Source organism: Streptococcus sp. 210928-DFI.4.42 (genome assembly GCF_020554365.1).
GTDB classification, from domain to species: Bacteria; Bacillota; Bacilli; order Lactobacillales; family Streptococcaceae; genus Streptococcus; species Streptococcus parasanguinis_S.
The window spans coordinates 26914-41324 of sequence record NZ_JAJCHF010000008.1 but is presented as its reverse complement, the minus strand read 5'-3'; the positions used below and the strand labels follow the sequence as shown (position 1 = coordinate 41324).

At 44.0% G+C, this 14411-nt stretch carries 12 protein-coding genes; 3 read left to right on the top strand and 9 right to left on the bottom strand.

Annotated features, from left to right (window positions below):
• Positions 1-134: 134 nt before the first annotated feature.
• The 6 genes from LIZ08_RS04500 to LIZ08_RS04475 all read right to left on the bottom strand — a co-directional run bounded on the left by LIZ08_RS04500 (position 135) and on the right by LIZ08_RS04475 (position 6084).
• A complete protein-coding gene (locus tag LIZ08_RS04500) occupies positions 135-1520 on the bottom strand; it encodes a glycoside hydrolase family 1 protein (protein WP_227038364.1) in 1386 nt (461 codons plus the stop codon).
• Positions 1521-1654: 134 nt separating this feature from the next.
• Positions 1655-2350: a gamma-glutamyl-gamma-aminobutyrate hydrolase family protein gene (locus LIZ08_RS04495; protein ID WP_201088945.1), complete on the bottom strand. Its 696-nt coding sequence runs from the start codon at positions 2348-2350 to the stop codon at positions 1655-1657.
• 178 nt (positions 2351-2528) lie between these two features.
• On the bottom strand, positions 2529-4049 hold the full coding sequence (locus LIZ08_RS04490) for an ABC transporter permease/substrate-binding protein (RefSeq protein WP_227038363.1): 1521 nt from the start codon (positions 4047-4049) through the stop codon (positions 2529-2531).
• Positions 4042-4770, bottom strand: a complete 729-nt coding sequence (locus LIZ08_RS04485; RefSeq protein ID WP_227038362.1) for an ABC transporter ATP-binding protein — start codon at positions 4768-4770, stop codon at positions 4042-4044. The genes LIZ08_RS04490 and LIZ08_RS04485 overlap by 8 nt, the downstream gene beginning before the upstream one ends.
• Positions 4763-5617: an SDR family oxidoreductase gene (locus LIZ08_RS04480; RefSeq protein WP_227038361.1), complete on the bottom strand. Its 855-nt coding sequence runs from the start codon at positions 5615-5617 to the stop codon at positions 4763-4765. Before LIZ08_RS04480 ends, LIZ08_RS04485 begins: the two co-directional genes overlap by 8 nt.
• A gap of 17 nt (positions 5618-5634) precedes the next feature.
• Entirely contained in the window at positions 5635-6084 is a 450-nt protein-coding gene (locus LIZ08_RS04475; RefSeq protein WP_227038360.1) for a MarR family winged helix-turn-helix transcriptional regulator, read from the bottom strand.
• Positions 6085-6340: 256 nt separating this feature from the next.
• Here LIZ08_RS04475 and cbiM point away from each other — a divergent pair, with 256 nt between their 5' ends.
• From cbiM to LIZ08_RS04460, 3 genes are read left to right on the top strand one after another with little or no spacing between them, the layout of a single operon-like run.
• Positions 6341-7324 carry a cobalt transporter CbiM gene (cbiM, locus tag LIZ08_RS04470; protein ID WP_227038359.1) on the top strand — a complete coding sequence of 328 codons (984 nt, stop codon included), beginning with the start codon at positions 6341-6343 and terminating at the stop codon, positions 7322-7324.
• Positions 7317-8105, top strand: coding sequence for an energy-coupling factor transporter transmembrane component T (locus tag LIZ08_RS04465; protein ID WP_023919566.1), 789 nt, complete (start codon positions 7317-7319; stop codon positions 8103-8105). Before cbiM ends, LIZ08_RS04465 begins: the two co-directional genes overlap by 8 nt.
• A 12-nt stretch (positions 8106-8117) precedes the next feature.
• Complete coding sequence (locus LIZ08_RS04460) at positions 8118-8843, top strand: ABC transporter ATP-binding protein (RefSeq protein WP_227038372.1); 726 nt, start codon at positions 8118-8120, stop codon at positions 8841-8843.
• 76 nt (positions 8844-8919) lie between these two features.
• Here the strand turns inward: LIZ08_RS04460 and LIZ08_RS04455 are convergent, their stop codons facing one another.
• The 3 genes from LIZ08_RS04455 to LIZ08_RS04445 all read right to left on the bottom strand — a co-directional run bounded on the left by LIZ08_RS04455 (position 8920) and on the right by LIZ08_RS04445 (position 14385).
• Positions 8920-9591 carry a DUF4352 domain-containing protein gene (locus LIZ08_RS04455; RefSeq protein ID WP_227038358.1) on the bottom strand — a complete coding sequence of 224 codons (672 nt, stop codon included), beginning with the start codon at positions 9589-9591 and terminating at the stop codon, positions 8920-8922.
• Positions 9592-9783: 192 nt separating this feature from the next.
• The gene (leuS, locus tag LIZ08_RS04450; RefSeq protein ID WP_227038357.1) at positions 9784-12285 is read right to left on the bottom strand and encodes a leucine--tRNA ligase; all 2502 of its coding nucleotides are present in this window, start codon (positions 12283-12285) and stop codon (positions 9784-9786) included.
• A gap of 123 nt (positions 12286-12408) precedes the next feature.
• On the bottom strand, positions 12409-14385 hold the full coding sequence (locus tag LIZ08_RS04445; RefSeq protein ID WP_155199205.1) for a peptide ABC transporter substrate-binding protein: 1977 nt from the start codon (positions 14383-14385) through the stop codon (positions 12409-12411).
• Positions 14386-14411 lie beyond the last annotated feature (26 nt).

Here is a 14411-nt window from a genome sequence, read left to right as displayed (position 1 = left end):
GACCAAAAAGCAACCAGTGGAGTCAGTATACAATGCTTCTTCCAGTTTGTCAACTAGGAAATTCAAGAAAATTGGTCTAGTTAAGGGAGGGTTAAGAAAAACCTATCAACATCTTGGTTGATAGGTTGCTTTTTCTACTCTTCAAATCCATTCTGCTGGCTCAACTCACGGAACCAATGGCCGGATTTTTTGAGGGTACGTTTTTGACTCCCAAGATCCAATTCAACTAAACCATAGCGGTTCTTGTAGCCATTGAGCCAAGACCAGCAGTCAATAAAGGTCCAGATCAAATATCCTTTACAGTTGGCACCATCTTGAATAGCCCGGTGGAGCTCACGAAGATGGTCTTTGACAAAGTCAATCCGGTAGTCGTCTTGGATCACGCCATCCTTGCGGAATTTTTCCTCTCCTTCAACCCCCATCCCATTTTCTGTCAGGATCCATTCGATATTGCCATAGTTTTCCTTGATGTTTTGGGCAATGTCATACAAGCCTTGCTCATAGATTTCCCAACCACGGTGGGGATTGATCTTGCGCCCTGGCATAACATAAGGTTCATAAAATTGTTCAAAGAGTAGGGGAGATGCTAGATTTGGAGCATAACGAGGAGCCGCCACACGGAGTGGTTGGTAATAGTTAACTCCTAGGTAATCCACCGTATTTTCCTCAATCAAGCGCAATTCAAAGGGATCATAATCCGGTAAGAGATCGCGCTCCCGTAGGATCTCCACTAATTCTTCAGGATAATGACCAAGAACAGATGGATCTAAGAAAGATTTGGCTTGAAAGAGCTCGGCAATACGCGCAGCTTTCACATCTTCTGGATGCTGGCTCCGAGGATAGGCTGGTGTCAAATTGAGCACAATCCCGATACGATAGTTAGGATCCACCTCGTGACAGGCCTTAACCGCTAGAGAGCTTGCTAACTGGGTGTGGTAGGCTACTTTTACTGCTGCTGCTGCGTCTACCTTATGAGGAAAATGGGCATCATAAAAATAACCAAACTCCACAGGGACAATGGGTTCATTAAAGGTGATCCACTGATCGACCAGATCCCCATAGGTCTTGAAACAGAAACGCGCATATTCTTGGTAAGCATAGGCAGTTTCTTTATTTTCCCAACCATCCCCTTGCTCTTGAAGAGCCATCGGTAAATCAAAATGATAGAGGTTGACCAAGAGGTGAATCCCTTTCTCCTTTATCTTTTCAAAGACACGACGGTAGAAATCAACGCCTGCTTGATTGATCTCTCCTCGTCCTTCTGGGAAAATACGTGACCACTGAATAGAGGTCCGAAAGGCCGTGTGGCCAGTTTCTAACAAGAGGTCCAAATCTTCTTCCCAGTGTTCATAAAAAGTCGATGTTTTCTCTGGTCCTTGCCCTTGATAAAAGCGGTTGGGCTCGATCTTATACCAGTAATCCCAGAGATTGTCTCCCTTTCCATCCTGGGCGAAACGCCCTTCTGTTTGAGGGCCCGAGGTCGAACTCCCCCATAAAAAATCCTTTGGAAATTGATACATGTCCTAATCCTCCTCATTCTACTAGCTCTATTGTAGCGCATCCTCCTCCAAAACCTAGTCACAATTTACAGTCTTTCTTACGCAGATTAAAGAAAAAGCCCCTTAGGAAAAATTCCTAAGGAAGCTGGTCCTCTTTACAATTGAGTCACGACATATTCAAAGAGCTTGCGATCTGCTGGGCTCTTGTCAAAACGCAATTCCGGATGCCACTGAACGCCGAGGAAACGACTCTCATCTGTGGATTGAACGGCTTCTATGATGTCATCTTTAGGATCCCGCGCGATCACTTCTAAACCATCTGCCAAGTCTTTAATACTTTGATGATGGAAAGAATTGATGCGACTGGTCTTACCATAGATCTCTTGCAGGATCGTCTGATCCTTGGTCACCAACTCTTGGCTGGTGTACTGACCTGGATTGTCCTGCCAGTGGTGTTCAATGTCTTGATACAGAGTTCCCCCTAGAGCGACATTATAGAGCTGGGTCCCACGGCAGACGGTAAAGATCGCTTTTTTAGCCGCACGCGCTTCTTCAATCAAAGCCAACTCAAAGAGATCGCGTTTCAAGAGGTAGTCATCACTGTCGATGGTGATTTCTTCTCCGTAAAACTTGGGCAAGACATTTTGTCCACCGGTAATGATGAGCTTATCAATCATCGATATGTAGTCTTTGGCCAAGGCTGCATCTCCAATCGGCAAGATCAAGGGAATCCCTCCTGCTTCTTTGACCGCTTCGACAAAACCAGTCGCCGCATAACTCATGTTCGCGTCTGGATCATCCGGGAAGGGTCTTTCATTTCCTGTAATTCCAATCACTGGTCTTATTTTCATACTTGTTTCCATATACTTTCATTCGTTTTCAAGGCTTATTGTAACACAATTTTAAGCTAGACTCAATGGAGAGTTTTTGAAGAGAAGGTCTCTCCCTCTATAACAAAAGCTTGCTGAAAGGGGTTAAAATTGCTTTCTATCAAAAAATCCTCAAGTGCGAAGACTTGAGAATTGTTTGTTAATTTTTAATAAACCCTTCTTTTACCAAAAAGTCACGCGCCACTTGAGCAGCAGACTTGCCTTCTACTCCGACTTGGTAGTTCATCTGGCTCATTTGCTCTGCTGTGATTTTACCAGCTAACTGATTGAGAACAGCTTCCAATTCAGGGTGTTTCTTAAGAAGAGCTTCTTTCATGAGGGGAGCCCCTTGATAAGGTGGGAAGAGTTGCTTGTCATCTTCAAGGACCACCAGGTCATAACGAGCCAGCTCGGCATCTGTTGAGTAGGCATCCGTTATTTGAATATCCCCAGACTGGATCGCCTGGTAGCGAAGGGCTGGCTCCATGGTGGAGACTTGTAAGTTGAGACCATAGATCTTCTGCAAGCCTTTGTTTCCGTCCTCTCGGTCGTTAAACTCAAGCGTAAAGCCTGCCCTGAGTTGTCCTTCCACCTTTTTCAAATCTGAAATAGTCTTGAGTCCATACTCTTGGGCAATCTTTTTAGGGACTGCAACAGCATAGGTATTTTGATAAGCCATAGGTTTGAGCAAGGCCAGGTCGTCTTGTCGTTTGATCCCATCTCGGGCAGCTTTGTAGACTGTTTCTGGATCATGACTGACTTGTGGTGCTGGCTTGAGGAGACTTTCGGTCACCGTACCTGTAAACTCTGGATAGATAGCGATATCCCCTTTTTTCAGGGCTTCATAGAGGAAGGTGGTCTTGCCAAAATTCGGTTTGACAGTCACTGTCATGTCCGTATTTTCCTCGATCAAGATCTTATACATATTGGCGAGAATTTCAGGTTCAGGACCCAACTTCCCAGCAATGACCAGATTTTCTTTTTTCGGTTTGGGAAGTAGACTTGGTGTATAGCTAGCTCCCAATCCCAGGATCATGACCGCAAAGGCCGCAAAGATGGTCCGCAATTTGGCCTTTTCCATCCATTTGAGAAGAAGGTTAAAGGCGATGGCTAAGAAGGCAGAAGACAGGGCACCGATCAAAATCAAACTGGCATTATTGCGGTCAATCCCCAGAAGGATAAAGGAACCGAGTCCCCCTGCTCCAATCAAGGCAGCTAGGGTAGCCGTCCCGATAATCATCACAGCTGCTGTCCGAATCCCAGACATGATAACGGGCATGGCCAAGGGAATCTCGAACTTCTTCAAGCGCTCCCACTTGGTCATCCCAAAGGCGATTCCTGCTTCTTCAAGGCTTGGATCAATCCCCTGTAAACCGGTGATGGTATTTTGAAGGATGGGGAAAATGGCATAGATGACAAGAGCTGTTAAGGCCGGAAGCGTTCCGATTCCCATGATGGGTATGAAGAGGCCGAGAAGGGCCATGGAAGGAATGGTCTGGAAGATCCCAGCTAGCTGTAAAACCCAGTTGCTTGTTCTTTTGTGGATACTCAAATAAATAGCTAGAGGAACAGCCAGAAAAATCGCAAGGAGCAAGGTCAGTAATGACAGTTGCAAATGTTGCCCCAGTGCAGCGAGCCAGTCCCCAAAGCGTTCTTGAAAGGTTGCAAGTAGTTTAGACATGGTGAGCACCTCCAAATAGATCTGCAACAAAGTCGTTGGCTGGCTGGTCTAAAATGGACTCAGAATCCGCCACTTGTACAATCTCTCCTTCTTGCAACACTGCAATTCGATCCCCTAATTTTAAGGCCTCGTCCGTATCGTGGGTCACAAAAATAGTGGTCATACCGAACTCCTTGTGCAAGTCTTTGGTGAGAGCTTGCAACTGCTTACGGGAGATGGCATCCAAGGCCGAAAAAGGTTCGTCCATCAATAGAATCTTTGGTTCCCCAATGATAGCTCGCACAATGCCAATCCGTTGTTGCTCTCCACCAGATAACTCGCTTGGTAACCGATGAGCATAGTCTGCCGCAGGAAGCCCCACCTTGGCCAAGAGTTCTTCTGTTTTCGAAGCGATTTGCTCCTTGCTCCAGCCCTTCATCTCAGGAATGAGAGCAATATTTTCCGCAACGGTCAAGTTTGGAAATAGGGCAATGGCTTGAAGGACATAGCCAGTACTGAGACGTAACTCCCGTTCATCATAGTCCTTGATACGTTTCCCATCCATATAGATATTGCCATCAGTCGGCTCCAAGAGACGGTTGACCAGCTTGATCATGGTGGTTTTTCCAGATCCTGAAGGTCCCACAAGAACCATAAATTCTCCATTTTCAATGCGGAGGTTGACATCTTTTAAAATGTTTTTATCCGTGTAGCGTAGGACTACATGTTTGTATTCAATCATATTTTTCCTCAATAAGTTTTCTGTCTCTAAAAATATCCAATAAGCTACTTGCTGGATGCCCTAGGACTTTTTCGACATCTGTAGAAACCCCAGCTTGTTCTCCAGCTTTAATCGCTGTATAGGTGCTGACCCAGGCATCGTACTCCCATGTTTGTGCTGGCCATTTTTTCCGTGACTCATAGGCTTCTTCTACTGATTCATCCACATACGCGATGGTCTTACCGGTCTCTTCTGAGAGAAGCGCTACGATCTCTTCCATGGAAAGTTCCTCTGGTCCTGTTAGATTCAAGGTTTGATTTTCCCATTTCTTAGCATGTAAAAGAATCTCTGCTGCAACACTAGATGTGTCCTTACGGGCAACTGCTGAAACCTTCCCACTTCCTGCTGGACCACGAATCTCTCCATTTTCAAGAGCAATATCTATCAAGAAGTCCAAGTAAAAATTATCTCTCAAAAATGTATAGGTGAATCCTAACTCCTTGATATAGACTTCCGTCTGGGCATGATCTCGAGACAAGGTAAAGGTTGCTTTTTCATCTGCTCCGTAAAAGGAGGTATAGACGATATGCTGCACCCCCGCTAGCTTTGCGGCATTTAAAAAACTCGTGTGTTCCTCAACACGCTCTGGATTTTCCCGAGCAGAGACCATCAATAAGACATCGATACCCTTTAAGGCCTCAACCCCCTCTGGAGTATTGGCATACACCATCTTACGAATTTCCGCTGACGCGTAGACTGTTGCCCGCTCTGGGCTTCTTGCCAGATGGATAGAAGCAATTCCTTTTTTATCGACAAGATCAGCCACATAAGAGCCTAATTTCCCTGTTACACCTGCTATTCCAATCATAAGCATTTTCCCCTCTACTACAGTTCACTCTCTTTAGCTTTTAGATTTGTGATAATACGCTCTTGATAGGCTTCAAATTCTCGGATTTCTTGATCCGAAAAGCCTTGGTAAAAAATCTCTCCCAACTCTTTACTAACGCGGTCACCGATTTCTTTTTGCGCCCAACCGAGGTCTGTCAAAGAAATATATTTTTTCCTTTTATCCTGTGTGCAAGGTTGAATCGTAACCAAGCCTTGTTCTTCCAATTTCTTAACCATACTGGTCAATGTATTATTGGCTAGACCCGTCGCAAGAGCGATATCTGTCGCAGTAGCGCACTCCAACTCTTGCTTCCACAAAATCGTTAAAATTTTCCCTTGTTCACTTCGGTATAGGGCATCTGGTTCCTTGCTCAGCAGTTTTTGAAAGATACGCCCATTTAACAAGCGTATCTGTAAAGCTTGGTGGCCCCCTTGCATCTTGTCCATTTTGTCTCCTTTTTATTTCGATATCGAAACATCACAGTCATTGTATCACTGCTCGTTACATCTGTCAACTATTTCGATATGGAACCAATAATTTTATCTAAATTCACCTTAAAAAGCCTTTCTAGCCCTTCAAACTAGTTTCTTCTCCCTCTTTCTAGCAAGTGTAACAAATGTTGGACTCGTTTTGCAACGACACCTGATTTTATAATGTGGTAATCTGTTAACGAAATTAAATCATACTAATGGAGAATTTGTTATGCATATACCAGATAATTACCTTAGTCCTGCAAGTTGTGCAGTTTTAGCGGTTGCTGCTGCGCCTGTTATTGTCTTATCCATCAAAAAAGTCAAGGTCCAATTAAAAGAAAATAAAGAGCTAGCGCCGATGCTTGGGATTGCTGCTTCTTTGTCCTTCTTATTGATGATGTTTAATGTTCCTGTTCCTGGTGGAACGACCGCTCACGCTGTCGGAGGGACCCTTCTTGCCATTCTCATAGGTCCCTATGCGGCCTCTCTAGCGCTGACAGTTGCCTTACTCCTACAGGCCTTCTTATTTGGTGACGGAGGGATTCTCGCTCTTGGGGCCAATATTTTCAACATGGCCATTGTGATGCCTTTTGTTGGCTATGCTATTTATAACTTGTTCCGCAAGCACCATCAGGAAACGCTTGGCGTTATTATCGGTTCTTTTCTTTCGATCAATGCTGCTGCCTTCTTAGCTGGTGTTGAATTGGGCTTGCAACCCCTCATCGCGTCAGAAGCTGGTCAGCCACTCTATAATCCTTATGGATTGAGTATCACGGTGCCTGCTATGTTGGGTGCTCACCTCCTTGTCGCAGGTTGGGTCGAAGCCTTCTTCACCTTTGTGATTTACCGTTTTGTCAAACAAGTTGCTCCTACAGAGTTGTACACACCAAGTTCAGTCAATACAACTTCATTCGTTAAAAAAATTCGCTGGGTGCTCCTTGCTTTGATCGTCCTCAGCCCACTTGGACTTCTCGCAGATGGGACAGCCTTTGGTGAATGGTCTGCTGAAGAATTGGGTAGCCTGCTTCATGGCAAAGTTCCAACAGGGATCAAAAATGGATTCTCATTTGATGCCTTGTTTAGTGATTACACCATTCCTGGAACTAAAATTGCGATCGGCTATATTCTCTCAGCCGTGACAGCCGTCCTTATCTTCTATATCATCAGTAAAATCATTCGATCAATGAACGGAGAAAAAACTTCTCATGCGTAAACTCCCTGACTGGCTTCATCAAGAGCAAGCAACTCTTGAAGCATCCAAAAGCCATCACTATTTACAAATGAATCTTCAAACATTGCGCCACTTTCTTGGCAAAATGAAACAAACGACGCCCGCATTCAAGGCCAAAACTTCGTCTTGGATGCGACTCGTTTCCTTTTTAATTCTAGCCATTCTCATTACGACTGCCCACCATCCCATCCAACTGTGGTTGATTGGTATCCTTTTGTTAATGCACATTGCCATGCTTCCTGGAGAGGTCCTACTCCACCTCTTTAAGGTCCTGTTCAAGGTGCTGCTGATTTCCACAATTGTGATATTACCTAGCATCTTATTTCAAGGATTTCAAAATGGAGGGCTCTTTTTGCTACGTGCAGGGATGATTGTCCTCAATATTTCCCTCTTTCTAGCCACAACGACAAGTGTGCAACTGGTCGAGGCCCTTCGTCAGTTACGTGTTCCAAAAACCTTTGTGCAAACCATTGATATCACACTCAAATATGGCTATATCTTAGGGAAACACTTGCAACAACAGATCGAATGCGTCCAGCTGAGAACAGTTGGGCAAAAGGTGAATCTCAATCTCTTTGGCTCCCTCCTTGGTCTCTTGTACCTATCCACAAAAAACCATACAAAAGAAGTGTACGAAGCGATGATTCTTCGAGGCTACGGCATGGATACAAAGCGCAAAGAAGCCTTCCACTGGAAGAAGGAAGACGTCTTTTTCCTATTGGAATTGGCAGTTCTCACGACCTTCACGATCTTACTTGGCTAGAAAGGAAAGTATATAATTCGCATTCAAGATGGAAATTACCACTACACCGAGGAGACTGGAATCCATGATATTCAACTCCAGATCCAAAAGGGGGAAACCGTTGGCCTGATGGGTCCAAACGGAGCGGGAAAATCTACCCTTTTTAAAATTCTGGTTGGACTCTTGCCCCTCTCTTCTGGTCAGTACCACTTCAAGGACTGGACCATTGACCAAGACTTCTTGAAAGATCCCCATCGTGCTGGGCAACTCTTCCAGCAGGTTGGACTCATTTTTCAGAACAGCGATACCCAATTGTTCAATACAAGTGTCTATGATGAACTGGCTTTTGGGCCACGCCAATTAGGTTTAGCCGAAACCGAAGTCCAACAACGCGTCAAGGATACGCTCGGTCTTTTAGAGATTGAACACCTGAGAGATCGCATTCCCTACCATCTTTCTGGTGGCGAAAAGAAGCTAGTCGCTATCGCCAGTGTCCTCACCATGAATCCTAGTTTCTTGCTATTTGACGAGCCTTTTAACGGCCTCTCGCCAAAATACCAGAAGCTGATTGTCACCTTGCTGCAAGAACTAAAAACAGCTGGAAAAACAATTGTGATTTCCTCCCACCATTTCGAACAAATCGCACCGATTGTCGAACGGGTCCTCCTCTTTTCTGAAGAACGCACCATCACAGGCAGCTACGATCGAGCCGATTGGGAAAATGACCCGGCCATTCAACAATCCTTCACTACATGTTAAAAAGCCTCGGTAAATTTTTTTACCGAAGTTTTTTTGATGAGAGAGACAAGCGTAATATCTATACATAAACAACTTATCAATCCAAGTTTATTTTTCCTTTTTGTGTTCCCCAAACACCGGTTTGTACTTGTAATACAAGTCCGGATGCATTAGCAGTTTCCGCATTAAGGTCGAAAACCACATTACCAGTGATGCTGTTTTCCGGATTTAACTCTGAAAGAAAGAATTTTCCTTCCTCATTAGCATACATACCAGCTACACTATCGGTTTCATACTCCGTATCACCTTTTAGCAGTTTAAAGAAATCGTTCGTAACAGTAATTGATTTCTTTCCTGAATTTTTTACTGTTACATTCAAAATCAAGTAGCTACCATTTGCTGTCTTTCCGTACTCTCCTCCAACATTTTGAGAAATAGACTTAGAATTTACAATATATTCAACATCCCCCACTTTAGTAACTTCACCAATTTTGGGAATCACTTGTGCTACAGATTTCTTCTCGGCAGACTTACTCTCTTCAGATACTGCTGTTTTCCCATTTTTATCATTAGTTGCTTGCTCAGTGGAACTGGTCGTTTGTGTTGTCGTTGAGTTACCTGTTGAATTTTTTGAAGTTATTGAACCTCCACCCTTCGTTACAGCACCATAAGCAATTAACACTACAAGCAAAATAAACCACCATTTCTTGTAGAAAGGTGTTTTTTTCACATAAACGTTCCCGTTTTCATCCTTGATTTTCTTAGACATAAGAAATCTCCTTTAAACTTTTTCTTTGATATAATTATAATGTATTTGCTCAAAAAAAAAAGCATTTTGAGGGATAAAACTAAAAATTTCTTTAAATAGTGATTTATCTCTATGAAATTATGTAAATTATTTTGTTCATTCTCTAAATGAATTCAAAAATCCCCCAGAATTTAGCTCTGGAGGATTCATTTTTTATTTCACAACAATATTAACAAGCTTATTAGGGACACTAATCACCTTCACGATTTCTTTGCCATCAATCTCTGCTTTGACTTTTTCGTCAGCCAGAGCGACTTCTTGCAATTCTTCGCGTGAAAGGTCTTTTGCGACCATGAGTTTAGCACGGACTTTTCCTTTGATTTGAACGACGATTTCAATTTCGTCTTCAACCAATTTGCTTTCGTCCCATGTTGGCCAAGCCACATAAGAGATAGACTCGCCTGTTGCTGCCACTGTTTGCCAGAGTTCTTCTGCCAAGTGAGGTGCAAATGGTGCAATCAATTGGATGAAACCTTTGGCGTAGTCCACATAGAGTTTATCTTCCTTATTGGCAGCATTGACAAAGACCATGAGTTGAGCAATGGCTGTGTTGAATTTCATAGACTCGACTTGCTCAGTAACAGATTTAACGGTTTCGTTATAAACCTTGTCTAGAGCGCCATTGTTTTCCGCAACGATTTCTTTACTTGTAATCAAACGGTAAACACGGTCAAGGAATTTACGGCTTCCTTCCAATCCTTCTTCAGACCAAGCGATGGAAGCATCGAGTGGTCCCATGAACATTTCATAGACACGAAGGGTATCCGCACCGTATTGTTCCACCACATCGTCTGGGTTCACCACGTTCTTGAGGGATTTAGACATCTTGGCTGGTGCTTGCTCCAACTCTTCCCCTGTTTCCACATGGAAGAAGGAACCGTCACGTTTTTCAACCTTGTCTGTTGCCACAAGAGCTCCACGGTGGTCACGGTAGCTAGTTCCCAAGATCATTCCTTGGTTAAAGAGTTTTTGGAAAGGTTCTTTGGTTGGAACAACACCGATATCATAGAGGAATTTGTGCCAGAAACGAGCGTAAAGCAAGTGAAGCACGGCGTGTTCTGCACCACCCACATAGATATCGACTGGCAACCATTGTTTGAGGAGGTCCTCATCAGCCAATTTCTCAGTGTTGTGTGGGTCGATATAGCGAAGGTAGTACCAGCTTGAACCCGCCCATTGTGGCATAGTGTTGGTTTCACGACGACCTTTCACTCCATCCTCACGAGTCACTTCAAGCCAGTCTGTCAAGTTAGCCAATGGGCTTTCACCTGTACCTGAAGGGCGGATGTCCTTGGTGACTGGCAAGACAAGTGGCAATTCACTTTCTGGAACAGCTGTTGAAGTTCCATCTTCCCAATGAATGATTGGGATTGGTTCACCCCAGTAACGTTGACGGCTAAAGAGCCAGTCGCGGAGACGGTAGGTCACCTTTTCTTGACCAAAGCCTTTTTCTTCTAGCCAAGCCACGATTTTAGCAATCGCTTCTTCTTTGTTGAGACCGTTCAAGAAGTCAGAGTTGACGTGAAGGCCATCTTCTGTGTAAGCAGCCTCTTCAACATTCCCACCTTCCAAGACTTCTACGATTGGAAGACCAAACTGTTTAGCAAATTCCCAGTCACGCTCATCGTGGGCAGGTACGGCCATAACAGCACCTGTACCGTAGCTAGCAAGAACATAGTCGGCAATCCAGATTGGAATTTCTTTACCATTGACAGGGTTGATAGCATAAGCACCAGTCCAAACCCCTGTTTTTTCCTTGGCAAGGTCTGTACGAGCCAAGTCTGATTTAAGGCTAGCTTGGTGTTTGTAGTCCGCTACAGCTTCAGCTTGTTCAGGTGTCGTGATGGCATCTACTAGTTCATGTTCAGGAGCCAAAACAGTGAAGGTCGCACCGAAAAGAGTATCTGGACGAGTCGTAAAGACGGTAAATTCCTTGTCTGTCCCTTTTACTTTGAAAGTGACATTGGCACCAGTTGATTTCCCAATCCAGTTGCGTTGCATGTCCTTGATAGACTCTGGCCAATCCAACTCATCCAAATCATTGAGCAAACGTTCCGCATAGGCCGTGATTTTAAGCATCCATTGGCGCATTGGTTTGCGGACAACTGGATAGCCCCCACGCTCAGATGTTCCATCTGGAAGAACTTCTTCGTTGGCGATAGCTGTTCCTAGTTCCTCAACCCAGTTTACTGGCACTTCCGCTTCATAGGCTAAACCTTTTTCGTAAAGCTTGGTGAAGATCCATTGCGTCCACTTGTAGTAGTTCGGATCTGTCGTATTGACTTCACGGTCCCAGTCGTAAGAGAAGCCAAGCGCATTGATTTGGCGTTTGAAGTTGGCGATGTTTTCCGCTGTGAATTCCGCTGGGTCATTCCCTGTATCCATAGCGTATTGCTCTGCAGGCAAACCAAAAGCATCCCATCCCATTGGGTGAAGGACATTGTAACCTTGGGCACGTTTGAAACGGCTAAGGATATCAGTCGCTGTGTAGCCTTCTGGGTGTCCTACGTGAAGACCCGCTCCAGATGGGTAAGGGAACATGTCCAATGCATAAAACTTAGGTTTTGAAGCATCTGTTCCTGTCTTAAAGGTGTGATGGTCAGCCCAGTATTTTTGCCACTTAGGCTCGATTTCTTTATGATTGTAAAAACTCATAGCGTCTCTCCAATTTTCGTGATGCTCCTATTATACCATTTTTAGGCGATTTTTAAAGGTTCAGACAAAGAAAAAGACAGGTCCCATACGGGACCTGTCTTTCCTGTTTTCTTCAAGAAAAGTCTATTTCACATGCTTTTCAAGTTCTTCTTGCGCTTTTTTATTGGATTTTTCTTTTTCTTTCTTCCATTGATCACGCGCTTTGTCGTAGTCTTTAGCCGATACGACCTTGTCTTGAACTTCCAAATATTTATAGTTGAAGGTTTGACCCTTGTGGCCTGTCCAAGCAAAGGCTGCAGAGTATGGTACAGTCTTACGAACGACTGGAGAAGCTCCATCTGAATGGATCGGAATCAAGAGGGCACTATCGGTCAACCAAGCTTGAGCGGCAGCGTATTTTTCGTAACGCTTGTTCACATCTGTGGTTTCTTTTTGAGCATCCTCAATTAATTGATCGTATTCATCAAAACCAGCTGCTTTTGCGGCCGCATTGTTGGTACCAGCATCGAATCCAAAGTAGGCATTAGCATTTTCGCCAGATTTACCACTAGTGATATCGATGTAAGAAGATGGGTCCGTATAGTCTGGTCCCCAACCCAAGTTATTGTTCAAATCCCAGTCTTGTTGCGAAGCATTTTCAGCAAAGTAAGTCACCCGTTGCAGATCATCCTCAGAAATCATATTCAAATCGATGACAATATTTTCTGCTCCTAGTGTAGATTCAACTGACTGTTTAAAGGATTGAGCTTGTTTGATTCCTTCCGTAAAAGTCGATGAAGTTGGAAGATCCAAATGAATTGGGAATTCAACTCCTTGAGACTGCAATTCTGCCTTAGCTTTAGCAAACTCTTCTTTGGCCTTGGTTGGATTGTAAAGGGTATCTTTTCCATCTGCGACAGAAATCCCTTTCCATTCATCCCCATAAGCTTCTAGGTCTTTTTCTACTGCATCCCCAAATTGTTGGCCATTGATTTGGACAAAGTTTGGTGGCGTAAAGGTATTACGGATGACCTTATTGGCAGCAGCTTCCCCATTCGCCTGAGCTACGTATGCCTTACGGTTGAAGGCAAACATAATGGCTTGACGGAAGTCCTTATTTAAGATGGCTTTCTTAGTTGAAGTCTTTTGAGCATCAGTAGTCTTCTTTGTGATTTCATAAGCCTGACGGTCAATGTTGAAGGAAAGGTTGTAGGTAGAGGAACCTTGGTCAGTAAAGACGATATCGTCTTTGTGCTTCTTCTCTACACTCTTATAGTTAGAGCCATTTGGGAAGACACGGGCAACTGTATAGTCGCCGTTATCAAACCCACGAATCAAGGATTCTGAGTCTTGTCCATCATAATAGGTCAACTTCACTTTACTGATCTTGACATTATCCGCATCCCAGTATGTTGGGTTCTTTTCCAATGTCGCAGAAGATTTAGAAGTGATGGATTTAATCAAATAAGGACCGCAGTAGAGGATACTAGACGGAGAAGTTCCTTGGCCATAGTCATCTCCTTTAGATTTCAGGAACTCTTCGTTAACCGGCATCAAGATCCCCATCGTAGTCTTAGAATTCCAGAAACTTTCTGGTTGGCTCAAGGTATATTGAACGGTGTAATCGTCAATAGCTTTCACTCCAACAGTTGAGAAATCAGATGTCTTCCCTGAAACATAATCATCCAAGCCTTTGACAGATTTTTGGACCAAGTAAATCGCTTGTGATTTCTTGTCTGCCGCGTGTTTGAGACCTGTGACAAAGTCTTTGGCCTTGACTTCTCCATATTCTTCCCCTTCAGAAGTCATCCATTTGACCCCTTTACGGAGTTTATAAGTATAGGTCAAGCCATCCTTGGAAACAGTCCAGTCTTTAGCAAGCGATGGGATCAAGTTCCCGTACTTGTCCACTTCCAACAAGCCATCTATCGCATTTCCTGTAAACTCGGAAGTCGATTTTTTATTAGAAATCGAGTAGTCTAAGGTATCTGGATCCTGGGTATAGACATAGCTATAGGTCTGACCACCAGAGCTACTAGATTTCCCTCCTGAGCAGGCTGCCAGTACACCAGCTGATAAAAGCAGAGCGCTGGTAGCTAAGAGTACCTTCCCTTTGTTCATATAAATCACCTCATTGTAAAAAATGT